The 15,746-nt window shown below is 66.1% G+C and carries 12 protein-coding genes and 1 tRNA gene; 6 read left to right on the top strand and 7 right to left on the bottom strand.

Going from position 1 to position 15,746, the window contains the following annotated elements; genetic code table 11:
* The first annotated feature begins 89 nt into the window (after positions 1-89).
* Together C1877_RS05825 and C1877_RS05820 are read left to right on the top strand one after the other, a co-directional pair.
* Positions 90-839, top strand: coding sequence for a response regulator transcription factor (locus C1877_RS05825; protein ID WP_206671507.1), 750 nt, complete (start codon positions 90-92; stop codon positions 837-839).
* A 2-nt stretch (positions 840-841) separates the two neighbouring features.
* Positions 842-2,299: a sensor histidine kinase gene (locus C1877_RS05820; RefSeq protein WP_114568802.1), complete on the top strand. Its 1,458-nt coding sequence runs from the start codon at positions 842-844 to the stop codon at positions 2,297-2,299.
* Between the two features lie 14 nt (positions 2,300-2,313).
* Here C1877_RS05820 and C1877_RS05815 read toward each other — a convergent pair whose 3' ends face one another.
* Positions 2,314-3,168, bottom strand: coding sequence for a DegV family protein (locus C1877_RS05815; protein ID WP_114568647.1), 855 nt, complete (start codon positions 3,166-3,168; stop codon positions 2,314-2,316).
* A 164-nt stretch (positions 3,169-3,332) separates the two neighbouring features.
* Between C1877_RS05815 and C1877_RS05810 the strand changes: the two genes are divergently transcribed.
* Positions 3,333-3,908: a DUF1836 domain-containing protein gene (locus tag C1877_RS05810; protein ID WP_114568646.1), complete on the top strand. Its 576-nt coding sequence runs from the start codon at positions 3,333-3,335 to the stop codon at positions 3,906-3,908.
* A gap of 117 nt (positions 3,909-4,025) precedes the next feature.
* On the top strand, positions 4,026-6,071 hold the full coding sequence (locus C1877_RS05805; RefSeq protein WP_041238746.1) for a Na+/H+ antiporter: 2,046 nt from the start codon (positions 4,026-4,028) through the stop codon (positions 6,069-6,071).
* Positions 6,072-6,317: 246 nt separating this feature from the next.
* Here C1877_RS05805 and argS read toward each other — a convergent pair whose 3' ends face one another.
* Positions 6,318-8,045, bottom strand: a complete 1,728-nt coding sequence (gene argS, locus C1877_RS05800; protein WP_041239914.1) for an arginine--tRNA ligase — start codon at positions 8,043-8,045, stop codon at positions 6,318-6,320.
* Between the two features lie 224 nt (positions 8,046-8,269).
* Here argS and C1877_RS05795 point away from each other — a divergent pair, with 224 nt between their 5' ends.
* A complete protein-coding gene (locus C1877_RS05795; protein WP_114568645.1) occupies positions 8,270-8,707 on the top strand; it encodes a GNAT family N-acetyltransferase in 438 nt (145 codons plus the stop codon).
* Positions 8,708-8,800: 93 nt separating this feature from the next.
* On the opposite strand, the gene C1877_RS05790 is transcribed toward C1877_RS05795, so the two are convergent.
* The 4 genes from C1877_RS05790 to arcA all read right to left on the bottom strand — a co-directional run bounded on the left by C1877_RS05790 (position 8,801) and on the right by arcA (position 13,944).
* The gene (locus C1877_RS05790) at positions 8,801-10,423 is read right to left on the bottom strand and encodes a YfcC family protein (RefSeq protein ID WP_015538723.1); all 1,623 of its coding nucleotides are present in this window, start codon (positions 10,421-10,423) and stop codon (positions 8,801-8,803) included.
* 150 nt (positions 10,424-10,573) lie between these two features.
* Positions 10,574-11,527: a carbamate kinase gene (gene arcC / locus C1877_RS05785; RefSeq protein WP_015538724.1), complete on the bottom strand. Its 954-nt coding sequence runs from the start codon at positions 11,525-11,527 to the stop codon at positions 10,574-10,576.
* Between the two features lie 27 nt (positions 11,528-11,554).
* Positions 11,555-12,550, bottom strand: a complete 996-nt coding sequence (gene argF / locus C1877_RS05780; RefSeq protein WP_015538725.1) for an ornithine carbamoyltransferase — start codon at positions 12,548-12,550, stop codon at positions 11,555-11,557.
* Between the two features lie 176 nt (positions 12,551-12,726).
* On the bottom strand, positions 12,727-13,944 hold the full coding sequence (arcA, locus tag C1877_RS05775; RefSeq protein ID WP_015538726.1) for an arginine deiminase: 1,218 nt from the start codon (positions 13,942-13,944) through the stop codon (positions 12,727-12,729).
* A 536-nt stretch (positions 13,945-14,480) separates the two neighbouring features.
* Between arcA and C1877_RS05770 the strand changes: the two genes are divergently transcribed.
* A tRNA-Arg gene (locus tag C1877_RS05770) sits at positions 14,481-14,556 on the top strand.
* A gap of 231 nt (positions 14,557-14,787) precedes the next feature.
* Here C1877_RS05770 and C1877_RS05765 read toward each other — a convergent pair.
* Complete coding sequence (locus C1877_RS05765; RefSeq protein ID WP_220149900.1) at positions 14,788-15,744, bottom strand: helix-turn-helix transcriptional regulator; 957 nt, start codon at positions 15,742-15,744, stop codon at positions 14,788-14,790.
* Positions 15,745-15,746 lie beyond the last annotated feature (2 nt).

Below are 15,746 nucleotides of genomic sequence, written 5' to 3'. Positions count from 1 at the left end.
CAACCTTGTGCCTGCCTTACGCTCCGCGCGCGGCCGCCCGGGCGCGGGGCGGATGTGCCATAATGCGAACGTGAGAGAAGGGAGGCCAGATGGCATCGGGCGGATTCGGTATGGTGGACGAGCATCTGCGCGGCAAGCGCATCCTGGTGGTGGACGACGAGCGCGAGCTGGCCGACATGGTGGCGGCCATCCTGCACGGCGCGGGGTTCGCCTGTGTGGACGTCGTGCATGCAGGGGCCGAGGCGCTCGCCGCCATCGACAGCCGCGCGGCCTCGCCCGAGCGCGCCTACCAACTGCTCGTGCTCGACGTGATGATGCCCGGCATGGACGGCTTCGACCTGCTCGCCCGCGTGCGCGAGCGGCCCGCGTGCGCCCGCGTGCCCGCGGTGTTCCTTACGGCAAAGGACGAGCCCTTCGACCGCGTGAGCGGCCTGGCCCTGGGCGCCGACGACTACCTCGCCAAGCCATTCCTCCCCCAGGAGCTCGTGCTGCGCATCGCCGCGGTGCTGCGGCGCTGCTACGCCGAAGAGAGCCCGACGCTCGAGCTGGACGCCTGCCGCGTGAACTTCGCCACGGCCGAGGTGGAGCGCGCCGATGGAGAGACGGTGCTGCTCACCGCCAAGGAGCACGAGATATTGAGCGTGCTCGCGCGCAACGCCGGGCGCATCGTCACCATCGACGCCTTGTGCGAGGCGTGCTGGGGCACGTCGTTCGGCTACGAGAACTCGCTCATGGCGCACATCCGCCGCCTGCGCGAGAAGATCGAGGCCAACCCGTCGAAGCCCGCCTCGCTCGTCACGGCGCGGGGGCTCGGCTACAAGCTCGTGAAGCGGGGATGAGCATGGCCGGCACGGCGCGTCGGAGGCGCGGGAAGCGCATGCCCAGCCTCGCGCGGTTCTTCACGAAGCAGCTTTTGCTGTTCACCGCGCTCGCCTTCCTCATCGTGGTGGTGGACTTCTTCCTGTACACGGTCATCGCCTTCCACGAGTCGAACGAGAACTTCGACGACGGCACGCCCGCCCTGGTGATACGCGCCGTGGACGGCGCGCTCGCGCTCGGCGAGGAGGGCTGGACGCTCGGCGAGGCGGGGGCCGCGGAGCTCGACGCCCACCGCCCCCTCGCCGTCCTCGTGGACGGCGAGGGGGCGGTGGCCTGGTCGCACGGCGCGCCCGACGACGTGCCGGCGTCGTTCACGCCCAACGAGCTGGCCATGGCCGCGCACTACGCCAACATCGCCGACTACCCGGCGTTCTTCTGGAACCGCGACGACGGATTGCTCGCGGTGGGCTTCCCGAAGGGCACGTACTGGCACATGGGCCTCACGTTCCCCGCATCCACCGTGCGCATGGTTCCGTTCTACCTGCTGCTCGTGTTCGCCGTGGACCTGGGAATACTCTTCACGGTGTACGCGGTGTCGCGGCGGCGCACGCAGAGGGCGGTCGGCCCCATCGCCGACGCGCTCGACGCGCTGTCCGAGGGCCGCGCCGCCGAGCTCCGCCTGAAGGGCGACCTGCGCGAGATCGGCGACCAGATCACCGAGGCATCGGGCATCATCGAGCAGAAGGACGCCGCGCGCGCGAACTGGATACGGGGCGTGTCGCACGACATCCGCACGCCGCTGTCGATGATCCTGGGGTACGCGGACGCGCTGGCGGCCGACGGGCGGGTGCCGGAGGACGCGCGCGCCCAGGCGGCCCTCATCCGCGCGCAGGGGCTCAAGATCAAGGACCTGGTCACCGACCTCAACACCGCCTCCCAGCTGGACTACGACATGCAGCCGCTCAAGCTCGAGCGCATCGGCCTGCCGCGCCTTCTGCGCACGGTGGTGGCGGGGCATATGAACGCAGGGCTCGACGAGCTGCACCCCATCGGCCTCGACGTGGACGAGGACGCCGCCGAGGCCGTGGTGCTGGGCGACGAGCGCCTGATCACGCGCGCCGTGGAGAACGCCATCGCCAACGCGCGCCTGCATAACGAGAGCGGCTGCAACGTGGCCGTCCGGCTCGCGGTGCGCGAAGGCGCGCAGGCTCCGGAAGCCGGCAGGGGCGCAACGGGGGGCTTCGCCGCGATCCGCGTGGCCGACGACGGCGCGGGCGCCTCGCCCGAGGAGCTTGCCGCGCTCGAGGCGCGCCTGGCCCGCGCCCGCACGTCCCGCAGCGCCGCGGGCTCCTACGGCGAGGAGCACGGCCTGGGGCTCGTGCTGGTGGACCGCATCGCCCGCGCCCACGGCGGCTCGCTCGTCCTCAAGGGCGAGCCCGGACGCGGCTTCGCCGTGGAGGTCCTGCTGCCGTTGGCGTGACGGGAGCCGAGGGGCTACGCCCCGCAGACGCCGATGCCGATGAGGCCGGGTCCGGTATGCACCACGAGCACGGGGCTGATCTGGCCCTCGTACCAGGCGTCCGCATGCCCGACGCGCTCTCCCAGCTCGGCGCGCACGGCGGCGGCCTCCTTTGCGGCATCGCCGTTCACCACGGCCATCGTGCAGCGCGGGAACCGGGACGCGAACTTCTCGGCGCACGCCATGGCCTTCTTGAGCGACTGGCGGCGGCCCTTTGCCTTCGACACGGTCACGTACACGCCCTGCTCGTTGCAGGTGATGACCGGCCGCATGTCCAGCATGCTGCCCACGGCGTACGTCACGTTGCCGATGCGCCCGCCCTTGTGCAGGTACTCCAACGTATCGACGCAGAAGAACACCTTCGTGTCGCGCACGATGCGCTCGCTCTCGCGCCGCACGTCGGCAAGCAACGCCCCGTCCGCCAGCATGCGCGCCACCGCCAGCGCCACGAGCCCGGCACCCATGCCGATGCTGCGCGTGTCCACGATGGCGCACTCCAGCCCGGCCACCCCCGACGCCACCGAGCGCATGAGGTCGTAGGTGGCCGAGAGCCCGCTCGAAATGGTGACGACGACGGCCTGCTCGTAACCGTCGGCCACCACGCGCTCCAGCACCTCGCGCGCCACGGCCGGCGTGGGCGTGGACGTGGTGGGCACTTCCTCGGCAAAGCGGTCGTACACCTGCTGGGGCGTGATGGTGACCTTGTCCAGGAACGTCTCGTCCCGGTAGTTCACTTGCAGCGGCACCACGTACATGCCGAAGCGCTCGATATCCTCGGGGGGAACGTCCGTGCACGAGTCGACGACGAGCGCGATGCGTGAGGATTCCATGGGGGCCTGCTTTCGATCGGGTGCTTCTCTATCTTGTATTAAAAACTAGATTACGTGCTTAACGTCACCATGTCAACAAGTTGTAATAATTGACGCAGAAACCCTTTCTTGCTATGCTCCCTCGATACGGCACGCAAAAGCGCACGAACCGGAAGGCACGGCCCATGAAAGACGTCAGCGCAACGCCCTACGCCCAGCGGCTCCTCGAGCTGCACTTGCCCCGCTACGGGGAGATCCCCCGCATCGACCTGTACATGGACCAGCTCGTGGGCTTCCTCGAGGAGACGCTCGCGCCCCTCTACCAGCCCGACGAGAAGATCATCACGCGCTCGATGGTGAACAACTACGTGAAGCAGGGCGTGCTGGCGGCCGCCACCGGCAAGAAGTACACGCGCGCCCACGTGGCCTACCTCGTGGTCATCTGCACCCTGAAGCAGACGTTCTCGCTCTCGGAGATCGACCTGCTCATACGCCGCCAGATAGCAACGTTCGACACGGGCGTGGCCTACGACTACTACTGCGATGCGTTCGAGGCGGCCGTCCGTGCGCTGTTCGGAGCCCGCCCCGCCAGCCCCCAGGGCCTCGCGAGCGGCGACGCCCCCGGCGACTTCGAGCGCGACCTGGTGCTGGCCTCCACGGCGGCCGTGGCCTACACGCTGCACATCAAGGCCAGCGTCGCGCTCATACAGGAGGAGTCCGCGGCGGGGATCGGCTCCCAAGGCGTTGCGGGGCCCGCGTAACCACATGAAAAACCCTCGCCTTTGACGGGCGCCCCCGCTCGGCGGTCGGTTACAATGAAGGGGCCGGCCCCTCGGCCCGGCATCCCGGAAAGCAACGCAACGTAAGGAGGGCGATCGGTGGAGGCACTCGTGCTCGCACTGCTCATGCTCGCGGCCGTCCTGCTCTCCTCGGTGATCGACCAGCTTGTCCCCAAGGTTTCCTCCCCCCTCATCCAGATCGGATTGGGCCTGCTCATCGCCCTGTTCGCTCCCTCGCAGATCAACATCACGCTCGACCCCGACCTGTTCCTCGTGCTGTTCATCGCGCCGCTTCTGTTCGACGAGGCCAAGAACGTGGACAAGGGCGCGCTGTGGAAGAACCGCCGGCCCGTGCTGTCGCTGGCCATCGGCCTGGTGGTGGTCACCGCCCTCATCATCGGGTTCGCCGTCGAATGGCTCGAGCCCTCCATCGGCCTGTTCGCCGCCTTCGCGCTGGGCGCCGCGCTCGGGCCCACCGACGCCGTGGCCGTGGCATCGCTGTCGAAGGAGACGGACATCGCGCCGCGCGACAAGAGCATCCTGGAGGGCGAGTCGCTCATCAACGACGCCTCGGGCATCGTGGCGTTCCAGTTCGCGCTCGCCGCCGCCACCACGGGCACGTTCTCGCTGCTGAACGCCTCGCTCGACTTCGTCGTGAGCTTCTTCGGCGGCATCGCCATCGGCCTGGCGCTCGGGTACCTGGGCAACTTCCTCGTCCGGCGCGTGCGCTCGTGGGGGCTCGAGAACACCACGTTCCACGTGCTGTTCGAGGTTTTCACGCCGTTCATCGTGTACCTCGTGGCCAACCAGCTGGGCACGAGCGGCATCATCGCCGTGGTGGCGGCGGGCCTGGTGAACGTCATATCGCCGCGCACCATCGGGCCGTCCATCTCGCGCATGAACATCGTGTCGTCCAGCGTGTGGCGCGTGCTGTCGTTCGCGCTCAACGGCATCGTGTTCGTGTTCCTGGGCACGCAGCTCCCGAAGGCCATGCAGGGCACCTGGGACGACGTGAGCATCGACAACGGCGTGCTCATCGGCTACATCCTGCTGCTCACGCTCATCTACGTGGCGGTGCGCTTCGTGTGGCTGCTCGCCATGGAGCGCTACCATTCGCACCGCTCGCCGAAGGGGCAGCGGCCGGGATGGCGCGCCGACGTGCGCTCGTCGCTGGTCATGGCGCTGGGCGGGCCGAAGGGCACCATCACGCTGGCCGTGGTGCTGACCATACCGGTGACGTACCTCGACCCGCTGCGCGGCGTGGTGGCCTTCCCCCAGCGCGAGCTCATCATATTCCTGGCCTGCGGCGTCATCGTGGTCACGCTGCTGTTGGCCACGTTCGTGGTGCCGCTGCTGGCGCCGAGGAAGCCCCCGACCGACGAGGATCTGCGCTGCGACGAGACCCAGGTGAGCCTGGAGATACTGCGCGCCGTGATAGAGGAGCTGGCCGCGCGCCAGACGCCCGAGAACCGCGCGGCCACGCAGACGGTCATCCACTCGTACAACCAGCGCATCGCGCGCATCAAGAACAGCAACGACATTCTGGACGAGCCGAACACCGCCCTGCGGCTGCGCGCGCTCGATTGGGAGCAGGACTACGTGCTGAAGCTCATCGAGGCCGAGGAGGTCTACCCCCTCGTGGGCTACCAGTACCTAAGCCGCCTCGCGCACATAGAGAACCTGCTGAAGCACCATGCGGGTCGTTGGTCGCTGCAGAACGCCTACCTGCGGCTGCGCGCGCTGGCCCGCACCGGATGGCACCGGCTGCTCAACGGCCTGCCCGGCGTGAGCCCCACCGAGCGCACGCAGGCCATCCGCGAGCTGCAGATCAAGGGCTCCGAGCACGTCGTCGGGAAGCTGCAGGCCATGCTGACCTCGCCGGAGTGCAACGAGCCTGCCGAGGACGTGAGCGCGCTGGTCATGGAGTACCAGCGCACCATCTCGGTGCTGCGCAACGCGAACCCCTCCATCACCGCGCTCGCCCGCACCGGCGCGCTGGCGATGGACGTGGAGCGTTTGGGGCTGCGCTTGGAGCTGGAGCAGATCCAGACCCGCTACGAGGAGGGCGACCTCTGCCGCGCCTCCGCGAAGCGCCTCCGCGAGAACGTGTACCTGATGCAGGTGGACCTCGAGGACAACGTGTGACGGACGGCGAAGAGGCAACGCCGGCTGGTGAAGGGAAAACTGGCCTCCTCCTTCATCAGCCGGCCGAGGACGCATGCGCCGGAAGAGCCCTCCGGCGCATGCGGAAGTCCCCGAGGTTGACCGTGTGCGCCGGGGCGGCCTCCCCTGCGAGCACGCGCTCGGCCGGCTGATATGAAGAAAGCCCCTCCCGCGCACCAAAAAAGGGCCGCCCCGCGGGGCAGCCCTTCGAATCGCCGGTAGTCGTGTCTACATCTTCGCCGGAGCGGTGACGCCCAGGAGGTCGAGCGTCTTCGCCAGCACGATGCGGGTGGCGTCCACGAGCGCGAGGCGCGCGTTCGTAACGGCCTCCTCCTCGCCGATGACGTGGCAGTTCGTGTAGAACGAGTGGAACAGCGACGCGAGGTCCTGCGCGTAGTGCGTCAGGCGGAACGCGGCGCGGTCGCGGGCGGCCTGGGCCACGAGCGGTCCGAAGTCGTCCATCTTGCGCATGAGCGCGAGCTCGGACTCGTGCGTGAGCGGCGACAGGTCCACGTCGGCCGGGATCACCTTCGCGGCCAGCTCGTCCATGCTCATCTCGCCGGCCTCGGCGGCCGCGGCGTCGGCGGGGTCGGCCGCCTTGCGCAGGATGGAGCAGATGCGGGCGTGCGCGTACTGCACGTAGTACACCGGGTTCGATGCGTCCTTCTTCTTCGCCACCTCGATGTCGAAGTCGATGGGCTGGTCGGAGGACTTCGCCAGCATGAGGTAGCGGGTCGCGTCCACGCCCACCTCGTCGATGAGCTCCTCGAACGTGATCATCTCGCCGGTGCGCTTGGACATGCGCACGGCCTCGCCGTCGCGGAACAGGTTCACCAGCTGGCCGAGCATGATCTCCAGCGCGCCGGGCCAGCCCCACGCGGCCAGCATGGCCTCGCAGCGGGCGATGTAGCCGTGGTGGTCGGCACCCCAGATGTTGATGAGGTGGTCGAAGCCGCGTTCCATCTTGTTGTAGTGGTACGCCACATCGCTCATGAAGTACGTCATCTCGCCGTTGGCCTTGATGAGCACGCGGTCCTTCTCGTCGTCGAACGCGCTCGACTTGAACCAGGTGGCGCCATCCTTGACGTAGATGTAGCCCTTGGCGTCCATGGCCTCGAGGCTGCGGTCGACCGCGCTCTTGCCGGTCTCGTCGGGCACGTACAGGCTGCGCTCGCTGAACCAGCACTCGAACGTGGTGCCGAAGCGCTCGGTCACGCGATGCTGCTCGGCCAGCTCGTAGGCGTAGGCGCGCTCGCGGAAGTTCTCCATGCGCTCCTTCGGGTCGGCGTCGAGCCATTTGTCGCCGTCCTCGTCGATGATGGCCTGCGCGATGTCCTTCACGTAGGAGCCGGCGTAGCACGCCTCCGGCATCTCCACGTCGCGGCCGAGCAGCTGCTGGTAGCGCACCGCCACCGACTCGCCGAAGTTGTCCATCTGCGTGCCCGCGTCGTTGATGTAGAACTCCTCGAACACGTCGTAGCCGGCGTGGCGCATGACGCGCGCCGTGGCATCGCCGAGCGCAGCCCAGCGGCCGTGGCCCACGTGCAACGGGCCGGTCGGGTTAGCGGAGATGTACTCGAGGTTGATCTTGCGCTCGCCCTCGGGGATGGTGCCGCGGCCGAAGTCGCCCTTCTCGGCGCGCGCCTGGGCGGCCACGCCCTGCAGGGCCGACGGTGCCAGGCGGATGTTGATGAAGCCGGGGCCGGCGATGTCCACGCTCTGCACGAGGTCGTTCTCGGGCAGGTGGTCGACGATGATCTGGGCGATCTCGCGCGGGTTCTTCTTGGCGAGCTTGGCCGAGCGCATGGCGACGGTGGACGCCCAGTCGCCGTTGGCCTCGTCGCGCGGGCGCTCGAGCGCCGCCTCGGGAGCCTGCTCGAGCTCGAGCGATCCGTCCTTGCACGCAGCCGCGACGGCCGCGTCGATCAGCTGTTCAAGTTGTTCGCGAATTTGCATGGTGCGCATCTTTCCTGTTCGATATCCAAACGGTTGCATATCAATCGATTCTACCACCTTTTGCCCGCACGGAGGACCTGCGCGGCGCCTCCCGGACCAGGCGTGGCTCCTTATGCAGAAAAAGCACACATGACCTCGTAAAAAGCAGGTTCGGTTAAGCGCGCCCCGTCCGCCGTGCGCCCTGTGGTATCGTGGACGCCTGCACCTTACGGAAAGGAAACGCCATGGAATACCGGTTCGAGCAGGGAAACTTCGCGGACGCGCGCATCGTGCGCACGCGCGTGTTCATGGAGGAGCAGGGCTTTGCGAACGAGTTCGACAGCCTCGACGAGCACCCGGCCACCCTCCACGTGACCCTCTACGACGCCGAGGGCGCGCTCGCGGGCTGCGCTCGCACGTTCCCCGACCCCGAGCACCCCGACGAGCCCGGCCGTTGGGTGTTCGGCCGCCTGGCCGTGCTGCCCGAGGCGCGCGGCGGCGGCCTCGGCGCGGCGCTGCTGGCCGAGACCGAGCGCCTTGCGCGCGAAGCCGGGGCCACGGAGATGCACCTGCACGCCCAGTGCCGCGCGACCCCGTTCTACGAGCGCCGCGGCTACGAGCAGTACGGCCCCGTCGAGCTGGACGAGCACGTGGAGCACATCTGGATGAGGAAGGCGTTGTAGGAAGGACGGCCCGAGCAGAAAAATCCCCCGCCGAAGCGGGGGATTCCGAAGCGCGTCGCGAGCGTGCGATGCGTCAGCCGAGTGCAGCCGACGTTACGCGGCGCCCGGTATGAGCATCATCGCCGCAGTGAGGATGATGATGCAGGCAACGCCCAGCACGATGAACAGCTTGCCGCCGAACTTCAGCCACGTGGAGTACTCCACCTTGGCGAGCGCCAGGCCGCCCATGATGGCGCCGGACGTGGGGGTGAACAGGTTCACCAGGCCGTTGCCGGCGCTGAAGATCATGATCATCACGTCGGGCGAGAAGCCGAGCGAGTTCGCCAGCGGGCCCATGATGGGCATGGACACCGTGGCCATGCCGGACGACGACGGGATGAGGAACGACAGCACCACGTAGAGCAGGAACGACATGGGGGCGAATATGATCGCCGACAGGCCGTTCAGCGCGTTGGCCGCGTTGTTGAGGATCCACATGTCCAGGCCGGTCTCGCCCATGAGCACCGTGATGGAACGGGCGAGCGCGATGATCAGCACGACGCTCATCATGTCGGCCGCGCCGTTGATGAAGGCCTTCACGAAACGGCTCTCGGACACGCCGCCCACCACGCCGATGATCAGCGCCATGATGAGGAACCAGGTGGAAGCCTCGTCGAAGTACCACTGCCCCAGCGGCAGGCCCGTGAGGAACGCGGACCAGCCCTCGGAGACCTGCTCCTCGGCCGTGACCGTGCCGGTCACGTCGCCGTTGAACGTGAGCTCGCCCTCGGTCGCGCCCGCATCTGCGGCATCGGCCCATGTCGCCGAGATATCGTCGCCGCTGACCTGCGTCGTGACCTCCTCGGTGGCAGCGCCGGCGTCGAATATCTCCACGCCGAAGTCGCCCCAGGGGATGAAGCCGACGATCATGACCACGAACGTGAGCGCGAACACGATGAGCGCCCACTTCTGGCGGCCCGTCATGAGCTTCTCGTTCGGGTTGGCCTCGGCGTCGACCGCCTCCTGCTGCGCCTCGCCGAACTCGGCCTTCATGGTCTCCTGCTCCTGCAGCGACAGGATGGTGGAACCCTTGTTGGCCTTGACCTTCTTCGCGTAGCGCATGACGAAGATGATGGAGATGACCAGCGTCACGAGCCACAGCACCACGCCGAGCATGATGATGGTGCCCTGGTTGATGACGATGCCGCTGCCGGACAGCGAGTCGACCGCCGCGCCGACCGCGAACGGGTTGACCGTCGAGCCGAGCACGCCGCAGCCGGCGCCCAGAAGGACGACCGCCGCGCCGACGACGCTGTCGAAGCCGGCCGCCACCATGGTGGCCGCCAGCAGCAGGTAGAACGGGACCGTTTCCTCGCACATGCCGTACGTCGTACCGCCGATGGAGAAGATGAACATCAGGATCGGTATGAGCACGAGTTCGTTGCCCTTGAGCTTCTTCACCAGTGCGGCGATGCCGGCATCCAGCGCGCCCGTCTCGGTCACGATACCCAGGAAACCGCCCAGGATCAGCACGAACAGGCACACGGGAAGCGCATCGGTGAAGCCCTTGACGGGTGCCGTCGCCACGTTGGCGATGGTTGCGCCCTCGACTCCCTCAACACCGGCAAAAGACATGGCCACCGTGATCAGAGCAAGTGCAACGAGCATGATGAGCAAAATGGTGAATGAAGATATAGATCGCTTCTTTTTGCTTTTTTCCTTCGTTTTCTCGGTCATGAGAACCCCTCCTTTGAAGAGGATCGAGGTGAATACGTTTGGCGAACGAGAAATCTCTTGAACGTGCCGGCCGGAAGCATAACCGCCCGGCACGCGGATACCCCCATGCGGCGGCGAGACGCTCGCGCGTCCGCCGCCGCAGGTAGAACACTAGGCCGTGATGACCGTGCCCGTCTTGCCCTTCAGGCCGTCGGCAGCGCACTCGAGCGAGGTGATGAGCGCCTTGCCCTCGGGATGCTGCTGCACGAACTCGATGCAGGCCTCGACCTTCGGCAGCATCGAGCCGGGCGCGAACTGGCCCTCCTCGATGTACTTCTGGGCCTCGGCGACCGTCATGGAGTTGAGCTCCTGCTGCTCGGGTGTGTTGAAGTTGATGCACACCTTCTCCACGGCCGTGAGGATGACCAGCATGTCGGCTTTGAAGTCGGCGGCCAGCTTGGCGCTGGAACGGTCCTTGTCGATGACGGCCGGCACGCCATGGTAGCTGTCGTCCTTCTCGATGACCGGAACGCCGCCGCCACCCGTGGAGATGACGATGTAGCCGTCGTCCATGAGATCCTTGATGGCGTCGAACTCCACGATGCGCTGCGGCTTCGGGGAGGCCACCACCTGGCGCCAGCCGCGGCCGGCGTCTTCCTTGTAGGTGTAGCCGGTCTCCTCGGCGCGCTTCATGGCCTCTTCCTCGGTAAGGAAGGCGCCCACGGGCTTCGTCGGGTTCTGGAACGCCGGGTCCTCCGGGTAGACGACCGTCTGCGTCACGACGCAGGCCGTGGAGCGCATGATGCCGCGGCGCTTCATGTCGTTCAGGATTGCCTGCGACAGCTGGTAGCCGATGTAGCCCTGGCTCATGGCGCCGCACTCGGGGAACGGCATGGCCGGCGTCTTGCCGTCATGCGTGGAGGCGTAGTCGAACGCGTTGTTGATCATGCCGACCTGCGGGCCGTTGCCGTGGGAGACCACGACGTTGATGCCCTCGGCCACCATGTCCACGATGTGCTCGGCCGTGTTCTTCACCAGCTCCAGCTGCTCCTGGGGCGTGTTGCCCAGGGCGTTGCCGCCGAGCGCGATGACCACGGACTTGCCTTCGCCTTTCTGGTATGCCATAGTTCGTCTCCTTTCTCCGGCTCGTGCTTAGGAGAGCGTGGCGTACATGACGGCCTTGATGGTGTGCATGCGGTTCTCGGCCTCGTCGAACACCTTGGACTGCGTGGACTCGAACACCGCGTCCTCGACCTCCATCTCGGTCACGCCGAACTGCTCGGCGATCTCGGCGCCGATGGTGGTCTTGGTGTCGTGGAACGACGGCAGGCAGTGCATGAAGATGGCGTCCGGGGAGGCCATGGCCATGACTTCCTTCGTCACGCGGTAGGGCTCCAAGAGCTTGATGCGCTCGGCCCAGAGCTCGGCCGGCTCGCCCATGGACACCCAGATGTCGGTGTAGATGACGTTGGCGCCCGTGCAGGCCTCCTTCACGTCCTCGGTCAGCGTGATGGTGGCGCCGGTCTCGGCGGCAACCTCGCGGCACTGGGCCACGAGATCGGCCTTCGGCATACGGGCCTCGGGGCCGCAGGCCACGAAGTGCAGGCCCAGCTTCGCGCACACGACCATGAGCGAGTTCGCCACGTTGTTCTCGGCGTCGCCCATGAACACGAACTTCAGGCCCTTGAGGCCCTGCGGGAAGTTCTCCTCGACCGTCAGCATGTCGGCGATCATCTGCGTGGGATGGAACTCGGTGGTCAGGCCGTTCCACACCGGCACGCCGGCGTTGGCGGCCAGGTCCTCGACGATCTCCTGGGAGAAGCCGCGGTACTCGATGCCGTCGTACATGCGGCCGAGCACGCGGGCGGTGTCCTCGATGGACTCCTTCTTGCCCATCTGGGAGCTGCCGGGATCGAGGTAGGTGACGCCCATGCCGAGGTCCATGCCGCCCACCTCGAACGCGCAGCGCGTGCGGGTGGAGGTCTTCTCGAACAGCAGGACGATGTTCTTGCCTTCGAGGTAGCGATGGGGGGTACCCGTCAATTTCAGGTTCTTGAACTCCTTGGACAGCTTGATGAGGTAGCGGATCTCGTCAGGCGTGAAATCCAGCAGCTTCAGGAAGTTGCGTCCGCTCAGGCTCGTGGGCATGATTCATTCCTTTCGTCGTTCTTTGCCAAGTTTTCTTACGTGTGAACCGTGCAGGCAGGCGTCGCCAAGTTTGAAACCGCCTGCCTCTTTCAGCCTTCGAGGGGAACCCGCCCGGGACTCCCCTCTCTGCTGGAAAGACAAAGGGTTGCGGCCCGGTGCGCCCGGGCCCGGCGCCGCTAGTCCTCGCGCCAGATGGGCATGCTCATGCAGCGTGGGCCGCCACGGCCGCGGGAGAGCTCGGCGGAGGGGATCACGACGAGCTTGATGCCCTTCTCCTCGAGCACCTTGTTCGTCACGTCGTTGCGCTCGTACACCACGACGGTGCCCGGAGCGATGCACAGCGTGTTGGAGCCGTCGTTCCACTGCTCGCGCTCGGCCGCGATACGGTCGCCGCCGCCGCAGGGGATGAGCTCGACCGGCACGCCGACGTACTTCTCGAGGATGTCCTCGAGCTTGCCGGTCATCTCCTTGACCTTGATGCCGTCGCCCTCGGGGGTGATCTCGAACACGGTCAGCGGGCCCATGATGCCCGGGTGGATGGTGAACTTGTCCGTGTCGATCTGGGTGAACACCGTGTCGAGGTGCATCATGGCGCGGTTGTTCGGGATGTTGAACGCCAGGATGGTGTCGATGGGGCTGGTCTCGTCGTTGAAGATGTTATGCGCCAACGCGTCGATGGCATCGGGCTCGGTGCGCTGCGAGATGCCCACCGCGAGCACGTGGTCGTTGATGTTGAGGATGTCGCCGCCCTCGATGTGGAACGTGTTGTAGCGGCTGTAGTACTGGGGGACGTCCTTGAAGTCCGGATGGTACTTGAAGATGTACTCGCCGTAGATGGTCTCGCGGTTGCGCGTGACGGAGTACATGCGGTTGATGGACACGCCGTTGCCGATCATGGCGAAGTTGTCGCGCGTGAAGTACAGGTTCGGCATGGGGGCGACGACCATCTTGGAGGCCTCGGACACGAGGTCGACCAGGGAGTTGGACTTGTCGGTGTGGAGCTCGGTGAGGTTGATGCCCTCCATCGTCTTCAGCACGAGGTCCTTGTTCTCGGGATAGTTGTCGTTCAGGTAGTCGAAGATGATCTTCTGGTAGCGGTCGGTGCGGATGCCGGCTTCCTCGATGAACTGCTTCAGGAAAGTCTCGCGCACGTCGGGGTTCTGGTCGAGCACCTCGGTCATGAGGTCCTCGAGGTACACGACCTCCACGCCGTTGTCGCGCAGAGCCTGGGCGAACGCGTCATGCTCCTCCTGGGCGACCTTCAAGAACGGGATGTCGTCGAACAGCAGCTCTTCGAGCGTGTTCGGCGTCAGGTTCAGAAGCTCGTTACCCGGGCGGTGCAGCAGGACTCGCTTTAAAGGCTTGATCTCGCTTTTAACGTTGACACCAGCCATTGCAACCCTCCTTTTCTTTATGCATTTTCCAGATTTTCGGCCTCGAGGGCATCCGTTGCGCACCGTCTGCCCGCTCGATGACCCCAAAATCGCACGGTTCGATTCGAATTGCAACCACAATTTCGCAACAAAACCGGACCCCGTTTGATATCGGGTGCTTTTTCGGTGAACGGTTGCTTTTAGATGACCTTTTATTCACAATTCCTTCACATACACTTTACTGCGACGGAGCGGTAAATCGAACGGAACGGCGCTTTTTCGGCCCGGTTGCGGGACGGGCGCCCCCCACCCCGCGGCACGCTGATAAATGGGAGTGCATAAACAAGGCCAAAGATGCATTCTTAGCGCAAACGACTCATCGATGGGCCGCCCGCTGGGCGGCCACGGCGGGGGCTCCTGCTCGGCCGCTCGTCGAAACACGCATGAAACGAGGTTTTCACGTGCGGTTTCTCCGTAGAGGGCGCTTCGCCGGCCTTTCTCGGCTCCGCAGGATGCACGCGCGCATTTTACGGTATAATACCGATGCCGAAGCAAACGCGCTCGTGGCTCAATGGATAGAGCAACGGACTTCTAATCCGTCGGTTGCAGGTTCGAGTCCTGCCGGGCGCACCAGGAATCGCCAGCCGCCTCCCCCTCGGGAGGCGGCTTTTTTGATGCCTGTTCGAAAAAACTTTAAAGTATAGCATAAGTTTTGCGGAATGGAGAAATTTTTTGCTATCCGGTTTCCGATCCCAGGTCCCGCCGAAACCGAGGACCCCCTTCTCGCGGCGCGCCCGCCGACACGCGCCACCCCGGCGCCGGCAGCCGGGCATGCCTTTGGAGGGCTGTCGCCCGGAGGCGCGCTCATTCCGAGCAAGCGAGATCGCAGTACGCGCGCGGCGTCATGCCATAGTGCGCGCGGAAGGCCTTGTGAAAGTTGGAGGTGTTCAGGTAGCCGAGCGTCCGCGCCACTTCGGCCACGGACAGGTCGGTGCCCTTCAACAGGATGGCCGCCCGATCCATGCGCTGCTCCAATAGCAGCTCGGAGAAGGTTTTGCCCGTTTCCTGGCGTAGCAGCGTGGACACGTAGTTGGGGTGGTAGGAGAAGCGCGCGGCGAGCGCGCTCAACGTCACCGTGTCCACATGCTCGCCCAGGTAGCGCACCATGAGCTCCGCCGTCCCGACCGGCGCGGCGTCCGCGCGCTCGTCGTCCGCATACTGCCGCGCCACCTGCATGAGCAGCGCCAGGGCGAGGGGCTTGAGCACGTCCTGGGTGTCCTCGCGCCTGTTGGCGTACTCCACCGCCATCATCTCGAACAAGGCGCGCGCCGTGCACTGGTCCTCCAGCTTGAAGTGGATGAACTCGTCGGCGAAGCAGTCGGTGGACGGATCGAGCAGGAAACGCAGGAAGCCCGAGTCGGAGGACAGCAGCGGAAGGAACGACCGGAAGAACGCCTCCTTCTTCACGAGCATGCCGATGATGGTGGTGTCCGCGTCGTCGTGCACGAGCAGGGCGTGGCCCGCGGACGGCTGGCCGGCGTACAGCTCGCCCTCGCGGATGGTCACCACGTTGTCGTAGCGCTGGCTCAGAGAGTCGTAGGAGCCGCAGTAGGTGTAGTTGAAGTAGAAGAAGTCGTGGCGGTGGAACAGCTCGCGCACGCCCGAGCACTGGTGCACGACGATCATGACGTCCTCGTCGGGAGGCCCCGGCCACGTGAACATCTTCTCGCCCGGCTCGCCCAGGGGGAAGTCGCGATAGGAGAAGTCGAGCGTGGGGTACTCGAGCTTCAACGCGCCGATTGCGTCCTCGACCCTTCCCACAG

This window comes from Gordonibacter pamelaeae, from assembly GCF_003340385.1.
Classification (GTDB): domain Bacteria; phylum Actinomycetota; class Coriobacteriia; order Coriobacteriales; family Eggerthellaceae; genus Gordonibacter; species Gordonibacter pamelaeae.
Note: the sequence above shows the minus strand (reverse complement) of the source record. Positions and strands in the feature narration are given on the sequence as shown.

Bases quoted from the DNA above. Each gene is read 5' to 3' on its own strand.
- C1877_RS05825 (WP_206671507.1), top strand. From the start codon at position 90: ATGGCATCGGGCGGATTCGGTATGGTGGACGAGCATCTGCGCGGCAAG.
- C1877_RS05820 (WP_114568802.1), top strand. From the start codon at position 842: ATGGCCGGCACGGCGCGTCGGAGGCGCGGGAAGCGCATGCCCAGCCTC.
- C1877_RS05815 (WP_114568647.1), bottom strand. From the start codon at position 3,168: ATGGAATCCTCACGCATCGCGCTCGTCGTCGACTCGTGCACGGACGTT.
- C1877_RS05810 (WP_114568646.1), top strand. From the start codon at position 3,333: ATGAAAGACGTCAGCGCAACGCCCTACGCCCAGCGGCTCCTCGAGCTG.
- argS (WP_041239914.1), bottom strand. From the start codon at position 8,045: ATGCAAATTCGCGAACAACTTGAACAGCTGATCGACGCGGCCGTCGCG.
- C1877_RS05795 (WP_114568645.1), top strand. From the start codon at position 8,270: ATGGAATACCGGTTCGAGCAGGGAAACTTCGCGGACGCGCGCATCGTG.
- C1877_RS05790 (WP_015538723.1), bottom strand. From the start codon at position 10,423: ATGACCGAGAAAACGAAGGAAAAAAGCAAAAAGAAGCGATCTATATCT.
- arcC (WP_015538724.1), bottom strand. From the start codon at position 11,527: ATGGCATACCAGAAAGGCGAAGGCAAGTCCGTGGTCATCGCGCTCGGC.
- argF (WP_015538725.1), bottom strand. From the start codon at position 12,550: ATGCCCACGAGCCTGAGCGGACGCAACTTCCTGAAGCTGCTGGATTTC.
- arcA (WP_015538726.1), bottom strand. From the start codon at position 13,944: ATGGCTGGTGTCAACGTTAAAAGCGAGATCAAGCCTTTAAAGCGAGTC.